The sequence below is a fragment of the Streptomyces sp. NPDC027962 genome (assembly GCF_055566095.1).
In genome coordinates this window covers 262,539-265,426 of record NZ_JBVHTA010000006.1, presented here as the reverse complement: position 1 = coordinate 265,426, position 2,888 = coordinate 262,539, and the positions used below count along the sequence as shown (strand labels likewise).

At 69.7% G+C, this 2,888-nt stretch carries 1 protein-coding gene; it reads right to left on the bottom strand.

Annotated elements, in window-relative coordinates; translation table 11 throughout:
- Nucleotides 1-113: 113 nt before the first annotated feature.
- Nucleotides 114-2,684 (bottom strand): aminopeptidase N, encoded by a 2,571-nt coding sequence (gene pepN / locus ACZ4SA_RS08610; RefSeq protein ID WP_468271211.1) that lies wholly within the window; start codon nt 2,682-2,684, stop codon nt 114-116.
- Nucleotides 2,685-2,888 lie beyond the last annotated feature (204 nt).

Below are 2,888 nucleotides of genomic sequence, written 5' to 3'. Positions count from 1 at the left end.
GGGGGGGGGGGGGGGGGGGGGGGGGGGGGGGGGGGGGGGGGGGGGGGGGGGGGGGGGGGGGGGGGGGGGCCCCCCCCCCCCCCCCCCCCCGCCCCCACAAAGGGCCTGTTCGGCTACTCCGCGTCCGCGTCCGCTGCCTGAGCCTTCAGCGCGCGCTCCACGCCCGCCCGCGACTCGGAGACCAGGCGGCGCAGGGCCGCGTTCGGCTCTGCCGATTCCAGCCAGGCGTCCGTCACGTCCAGCGTGGGCTGCGAGACCTGCAGCGACGGGTAGAGCCCGACCGCGATCTGCTGCGCCATCTCGTGGCTGCGGGACTCCCACACGCCCTTGACCGCCTCGAAGTACATCTCCGTGTACGGGGCGAGCAGTTCGCGCTGGTCCGTCTGGACGAAGCCGGAGATCGCCGCCTCCTGCATCGAGTTGGGGAGCTTGTCGCTCTCCACGACCGCGGCCCAGGTCTCGGCCTTGGCCTCCGGAGTCGGCCGAGCGGCGCGCGCGGTGGCGGCGTGACGCTCACCGGCGGACGTCTTGTCCCGCTCGTACTCCCCGGCGATGTCGCCCTCGTCGTACACCCCCACCGCGGCCAGCCGCTCCACGAACGCCCAGCGCAGCTCGGTGTCGACGGCCAGGCCCTCGATGGTCTCCGTGCCGTGCAGCAGAGACTGGAGCAGGTCCAGCTGCTGCGGCGTGCGCGCCGTGGCGGCGAACGCCCGTGCCCACGCGAGCTGGTGGTCGCTGCCCGGCTCCGCCGCACGCAGATGCGCCAGCGTCGCGTCCGTCCACTGCGTCAGACCGGCCTCGCGCCACGACGGCGCGGCATACAGGTCGAGGGCCAGCTTGACCTGGCGGTGCAGCGACTGGACCACGCCGATGTCGGACTCCTTGCCGATCCCGGACAGGACCAGGGACAGGTAGTCGCGGGTGGCGAGCTCGCCGTCGCGGGTCATGTCCCAGGCGGAGGCCCAGCACAGGGCACGAGGCAGGGACTCGGTGAAGTCGCCCAGGTGCTCGGTGACGTTCTTCAGGGACTCCTCGTCGAGGCGGACCTTGGCGTAGGACAGGTCGTCGTCGTTGAGCAGGACGACGGCCGGGCGCTGCTTGCCCACCAGCTCGGGCACCTCGGTCAGCTCTCCGTCGACGTCCAGCTCGACGCGCTCGCGGCGCACCAGCTTGCCGGCGTCGTCCAGGTCGTAGAGGCCGATCGCGATCCGGTGGGGGCGCAGCACGGGCTCACCCTTGGCGCCGGCGGGGAGCGCCGGTGCCTCCTGCTTCACCGCGAACGCGGTGATGGCGCCGGAGTCGTCCGTGCTGATCCGGGGACGCAGGATGTTGATGCCGGCCGTCTCCAGCCACGCCTTCGACCAGGTCTTCAGGTCCCGGCCGCTGGTTTCCTCCAGCGCGCCCAGCAGGTCCGACAGACGCGTGTTCCCGTACGCGTGCGCCTTGAAGTACGCCTGCACGCCCTGGAAGAACTCGTCCATGCCCACATAGGCGACGAGCTGCTTGAGGACCGACGCACCCTTGGCGTAGGTGATGCCGTCGAAGTTCACGAGAACGTCATCGAGGTCGCGAATCTCGGCCATGATCGGATGGGTCGAGGGCAGCTGGTCCTGCCGGTACGCCCAGGTCTTCATGGAGTTCGCGAACGTGGTCCACGAGTGCGGCCACTTGGAGCCCGGCGCGTACGCCTGGCAGGCGATCGAGGTGTAGGTGGCGAACGACTCGTTCAGCCACAGGTCGTTCCACCACTCCATGGTGACGAGGTCGCCGAACCACATGTGGGCGAGCTCGTGCAGGATCGTCTCCGCCCGCACCTCGTACGCCGCGTCCGTCACCTTCGAACGGAACACGTACTGGTCGCGGATGGTGACGGCGCCCGCGTTCTCCATCGCCCCCGCGTTGAACTCGGGCACGAACAGCTGGTCGTACTTGGGGAACGGGTACGGGTAGTCGAACTTCTCCTGGAACCAGTCGAAGCCCTGCCGGGTCACGTCGAAGATCGCGTCGGCGTCCAGGAACTCCGTCAGCGACGGACGGCAGTAGATCCCGAGCGGGACGGACTGCCCGTCCTTCTCGTACGAGCTGTGCACGCTGTGGTACGGACCGGCGATGAGCGCCGTGATGTACGTGGAGATCCGCGGTGTCGGCTCGAAGACCCAGACGTTGTCCGTCGGCTCCGGCGTCGACGAGTTGGAGATCACCGTCCAGCCCTCGGGGGCCTTGACCGTGAACTGGAACGTGGCCTTGAGGTCGGGCTGCTCGAAGCTCGCGAAGACCCGGCGCGCGTCGGGGACCTCGAACTGCGTGTAGAGGTAGGCCTGCTGGTCCACCGGGTCGACGAAGCGGTGCAGACCCTCGCCGGTGTTGGTGTACGAGCAGTCGGCGACGACCTTCAGCTCATTGGGGCCCTCGTGCAGGTGCTTCAGCGCGATCCGCGCGTCCCGGAAGACCGCGGCCACGTCCAGCGACCTGCCGTTCAGTACGACGTCGTGCACGGCGGGCGCCACGAGGTCGATGAACGTCTCCGCGTTCGCCTCGGCGGACGAGAAGCGCACGGTGGTCACGGACCGGTAGGTACCGCCCTCCTGCGCCCCGGAGAGATCGAGGTCGATCTCGTACGAGTCAACGGTGAGCAGGCGCGCGCGCTGCTGCGCCTCTTCACGGGTCAGGTTTGTGCCAGGCACCCGGTCATCTCCTCGGTATGTGATGTTTGCGGCACATCCTTCCACGCGGCACGCCTCGCATGCCTCGGAGATACGAAGGGGGGCGGGGGGGGGGGGGGGGGCCCCCCCCCCCCCTCCGCTCTTTTCTCGACAGGTTCTCTCTTCGTTCCACGTTCTCTCCTCCACTCCCCCCCCCCCCCATCCCCAGACTCTCCCCCACTTCGC